This is a genomic window from Protofrankia sp. CiP1_Cm_nod1 (genome assembly GCF_920888515.1).
GTDB lineage: Bacteria > Actinomycetota > Actinomycetes > Frankiales > Frankiaceae > Protofrankia.
This window is the reverse complement of the sequence record NZ_CAKKTM010000294.1, coordinates 4736-9234: the sequence shown is the minus strand read 5'-3', so window position 1 is coordinate 9234 and position 4499 is coordinate 4736. Positions and strand designations below refer to the sequence as shown.

The 4499-nt window shown below is 74.9% G+C and carries 4 protein-coding genes and 1 pseudogene; all 5 read left to right on the top strand.

The genetic code is table 11. The features are described from left to right. On the top strand, positions 1–984 hold a 984-nt coding region (locus NBX02_RS13295), incomplete at its 5' end, for an AAA family ATPase (protein WP_250291570.1). Then, positions 977–1750 (top strand): molecular chaperone DnaJ, encoded by a 774-nt coding sequence (locus NBX02_RS13290; RefSeq protein WP_250291569.1) that lies wholly within the window; start codon positions 977–979, stop codon positions 1748–1750. The genes NBX02_RS13295 and NBX02_RS13290, both read left to right, overlap by 8 nt. A gap of 195 nt (positions 1751–1945) precedes the next feature. Continuing rightward, on the top strand, positions 1946–2242 hold the full coding sequence (locus NBX02_RS13285) for a hypothetical protein (RefSeq protein WP_250291568.1): 297 nt from the start codon (positions 1946–1948) through the stop codon (positions 2240–2242). Further along, a complete protein-coding gene (locus tag NBX02_RS13280) occupies positions 2235–3464 on the top strand; it encodes a hypothetical protein (protein WP_250291567.1) in 1230 nt (409 codons plus the stop codon). Before NBX02_RS13285 ends, NBX02_RS13280 begins: the two co-directional genes overlap by 8 nt. A gap of 852 nt (positions 3465–4316) precedes the next feature. Beyond that, positions 4317–4499: pseudogene (locus tag NBX02_RS13275) on the top strand (hypothetical protein); the annotation flags it as partial.

Below are 4499 nucleotides of genomic sequence, written 5' to 3'. Positions count from 1 at the left end.
CTGCTGACCCGGTTCACCGAACCGGCCGAGCTGTTCGGGCCGATCGACATCCGGCGGCTGCAGACCGAGGGCGTCTACCAGGTGAACACCGCCGGCATGCTGCCCGAGGCCGACATCGCCTTTCTCGACGAGGTGTTCCAGGGCAGCTCGGCGATCCTCAACACCCTGCTCACCCTCATCAACGAACGGACCTTCCACAACGGCACCCAGGCGGTCGGTGCCAATCTGATCACGCTGCTCGGGGCGTCCAACGACATTCCGGACGACCCGGTGCTGGCCGCGTTCAGCGACCGGTTCCTGCTGCGCTGTCGGCTCGACTACGTCCCCGACGACGACATCGAGGACGTCCTCACCCTCGGCTGGCGTGGCGAACAGGAGCTGATCAACGCGGTGGCGGACGGGGCGGCCGCGGCGGACGGCCCGGCCGGGCGGACCCGGGCCGGGTTCGGCCTCGCCGACCTCGGCCGGCTCCAGCGCGCCGTCGCCGACATCGACCTGACCGCCGTGCGCGGGCCGTTCGCCCGGATCGTGCGCTCGCTGCGCGCCGAAGGCGTCGTCTTCTCCGACCGGCGGGCGGTGAAGGCGCAGAAGACGTTCGCGGCCCGCGCGCTGCTCGCCGGCCGTGCCGCCGCCGAACTCGCCGACCTCGCCCCGCTCGTGCACCTGTGGACCGACCCGCGGGACGAGCAGACGATACGCCGGATCGTCGCCGACGCCGGAGTGCCCGTCGACCAGCCCGGCCGCACCGTGCGCAGCCTCGGCGAGCTGCGGATCGATCTTGCCGAGCTGGCCGGCCGCCGGGAGGAGGCGTCCCGCGCCGAGGAGTTCCGGGAGCTGCTGCGACGCGGCCAGCGGCTCGTCCTGGAGCTGCGCCGCGACCATCCCGACGCCCGTGACCTGCTCACCGACGTCCAACGCCACCAGCGGGAGACGATCACCATCTACCGGGAACGGTTCGCCGAGGAGGAGCTGGTCGATGTGTAACCCGCGCCGGGTCCGCGTCCGCGCCACCCGTGACCTCAGCGACGCCTGGGAGCAGGAGATCCGCCGCCAGGTGACCCGGCGCGGGCAGGCCACCGGCGACGCCCGGGTCCGCGAGCCGCTGGCCGCCGGCATCGGCGCGCCCACCCTGGCCGCGTTGACCGGCGTCCTCGCCCGCACCGCCGGGTGGGAACGTGACGGCGAGTCGTTCCGGCACGCCCTCGACGGCGGCTGGCTGATCTACCATCCCGCCACCCGCGAACTGGAGATCGTTGCGGAGGCCGTCGCCGAGGTGACGGCCTCCGGCGAGGCCAGCGCGGTCGTCCGCGGGCAGCTCGCCGAAACCGTCGAGGCCGAGGGCGAAGGCGTCTACTACGACGACAACTACGGCGGCCGGACGCAGCGGTACGCCCACCGGGAGGCCGCGCGCAACGCCGAGCGGGCTGTCGACGCCCAGGTCGAGGCGCTGCTCGCCGCCGCCCGGCAGCGGGCCGACACCGCCGAGGGCGCCGCCGTGGAAGCCACCGCCTCGGCCCGCGCGGACACCGCCCTGGCCGAGGCCGCCGCTGCCCGCGTCGAGGAGCTGCGCCGGGAGGCCGCCACTCGGCTGGTCACCGTCGGTATTCAGGGGCGCAACATCTTCCACCAGGCGCTGGCCGGCGCCTACCGGGACGCGATCCTGGCCTACGCCCGGGCCCGGCGCGCCGAGGGCATCACCTGGTCGGAGAACGACGGCGTCCTCGACATCGAATTCGAGCTGCGGATCTGACGGCCCGGCCGGATTCCCGACTTCGGGCCACGGACCGCGGATTTCAGATCCTGGATTCCGGATTACGAACCACGGACACGAACCACGAACCACGGACACGAACCACGAACCAGGACCATGAACCGCGAGCTATGAACCACAGGCTATGAGCTGGCGGGCCACGTGTTATTGATTACGGGATTCGGGGGGTGAGGCATGCGGGTCCGGGTGAAGTTCCGTTACCGCGCCGACACCGGTGAGGTCGAGGTGTTCCGCGTCGAGGACACCAGCGAAGGCGCGCCCGCGGCCGACCACGACGCCCGCCACGACCGGATCACCGCCGACGTCGCCCGCATCGTCGAGAACAACGCCCTCATCGAGCAGGAGGCCCCGCAGCCCGTACCGCTGCTCCAGGAGCGGCAGGTGGGTCAGGAGCAGCAGGCCAGGCAGTGGCCCGCCGAGGAGGAGCCGTCGACCGGACGGGCCGAACGAGGGCAGCGGCTTCATGACTGACCATGTGCTGCTCGAGCGGGCCGCGGACTGCTACCTGCGGGCGGGGCATACCGTCGAGGCCGCGCGCTGCTACCGGGACGCCGGCTCCTTCCAGCGGGCGGCGGAGCTGTCCATCCGGACCGGCCGGTACCGGGACGCGGCCGCCGACTACACCGCGGCCGGCCTCGTCCACGTCGCCGCCTGGCTGCTCGTCCACAACCTGGACGACCCGGCCGCCGCCCGCGCGTCGCTGTCAGCCGATCCCGATCCCGGACTGTCTGGAATATTCGGTTTGTCCGGTTCATATGGGCCGGCCGGCCCGGCGGCCCGGGCGGCGGACGCGACAGCTGAGCCGGCTGAGATGACGGCTGGGCCGGCGGCGGCCGGGCGTACGGCCGGTTCGGTGGTCACGGCGGCGGACGTGCCCGCTGGTTCGGCCAGGCCGGTGGCCGCTCCCGCCGGATCGGTGGTCGGGACCGCCGAGATGGTGGCCGGTTCTGCCGGGTCGGTGGTTGGGACCGCCGAGATGGTGGCCGGTCCCGCCGGGTCGGTGGTTGGCGCTGTCGGGTCGGTGGCCGGTTCTGCCGGGTCGGTGGTTGGCGCTGACGGAATAGTGGTCGATTCTGCCTGGTCGGTGCCCAGCGCTGTCGGGACGGCGATCGGTCTCGCCGGATCGGTGGTTGGTGCTGTCGGGATGGTGCCCGGCGCCGTCGGGAGGATGGGGGAGCCGGCGGTCGCGTCGGTGTTCGACGTCCTGTCGCGGCGGCTGGTGCTGGCTCGCTGCGATGTCGCCGACGGGCTGCCCGCCCGGCGCGTCCTGCCCGTGCTCGCCGACGTCCAGGCGGTGCTGGCCGAGCCGCCAGTCGCCGAGCCGCTGTGGCCCGTGGCCGCGGCCGGCCTGCGGGTCGAGCAGTGGGCGGTCGCGCTGGCCGAGGCCGCGCACCGCTACGACCAGGTCGCGCTCGTCTTCGCCGCGGCCGTGCGGGGGCGGCGCGCCGGCGCGGAGCAACGCTGGGCCGAGTGGTCGCTGCGGGTCCTGCGCACCGAACTGGTCCTGCCGCCGGCCGTCCCGGCCGCTACCCCACCAGCCACCACCGCCCCGGCCGCTGCCGGCCCGGCTCTCGCCAGGGCCGCCGCCGGCCCGTCCGGCGGCCGCGTGCCGTTTGCTCCGGGTGGGCCGTCCGTCCCCGCCGGGCCGTCCGTTGCGCCGCCGGGCCCACGACCAGCACTTCCGCGAGGGTAGCCGATGGCTTTTGGTTCTGACGGCCCGGCGTCCGGCCAGGGGCGACGCCGGCGCCCTTTCGACGTGCAGGAGATCCCGTCGGAGGAGGTTCCGGCTCCGCAGACAGCGGAGCCCGGCGGCCCGCCGCCCGCCGCCGGCCCGCCGGCATCCTCGCCCCCATCGCCTCCGGCCGCGGGCCCGGTCGCGGGCCCGGTCGCGGGTGCGGGTGACGGGAACAGGCCGGCACCATGGTCACCGCCGACGGCCACGACTGGCCCGGACGGCTCCGGGGGCTCCGGGGGCATTGGAGACGCCGGCTGGAATGGGCCGGTTTCGCCGGCGGGGGCGGCGGGGGCGCCCGGTCCGCCCGGTCCGCCCGGTCCGCCTGGTCCGCCTGGTCCGCCTGGTCCGCCTGGTCCGCCCGGGGCGGCCGGCCCGGCGGCCCGGGCGGCGGACGTGACGGCTGGGCCGGCCGAGATGGTGGCTGCCTCTTTCGCCGGCCCGGCGCCGGTGGTGTCCCTTGCCGGCAGGTTCGGCTCCGCGTCCGCGGCACTCGTGTTCGCCGGCTCGCTTGTGGCGACCGGGCATGGCGAGAGCCTCCAGTTCCTCCGCTCCGACGGATCCACCCCGACCGGGACGTCCACCCCGACCGGGACGTCCACCCCGACCGGGACGTCCACCCCGACCGGGGCATCCGGCCCGTCCGGCGCCGATGGATCCGCTCCGACCGGGGCATTCGCCTCGGCCCGGACGAACGGATCCGCCTCGGCCGGAGCATCCGGCCCTGCCAGGACGGATAGATCCGGCCCGGCCAGGGCTGGCGGATCCGGCCCGGGGGGAAGCGGCGGAACCCGTCCGGCCGGGGACTGGTGGGTGGCTGCTGACATGGTCCTCGACCTGGGCCGGGAGCTGGCGTCGACCGCGCACGGCCGGCTGTACGTCCGTGCCGACGAACGCCTCCTGCCCGACCGTGGCTGGGGTGCCCCGCCGAGCGCGCCGCCACCTGTGCCACCGGCCCGGTCGCCAGCCGCACCACCATCGGCCACACCGGCCACA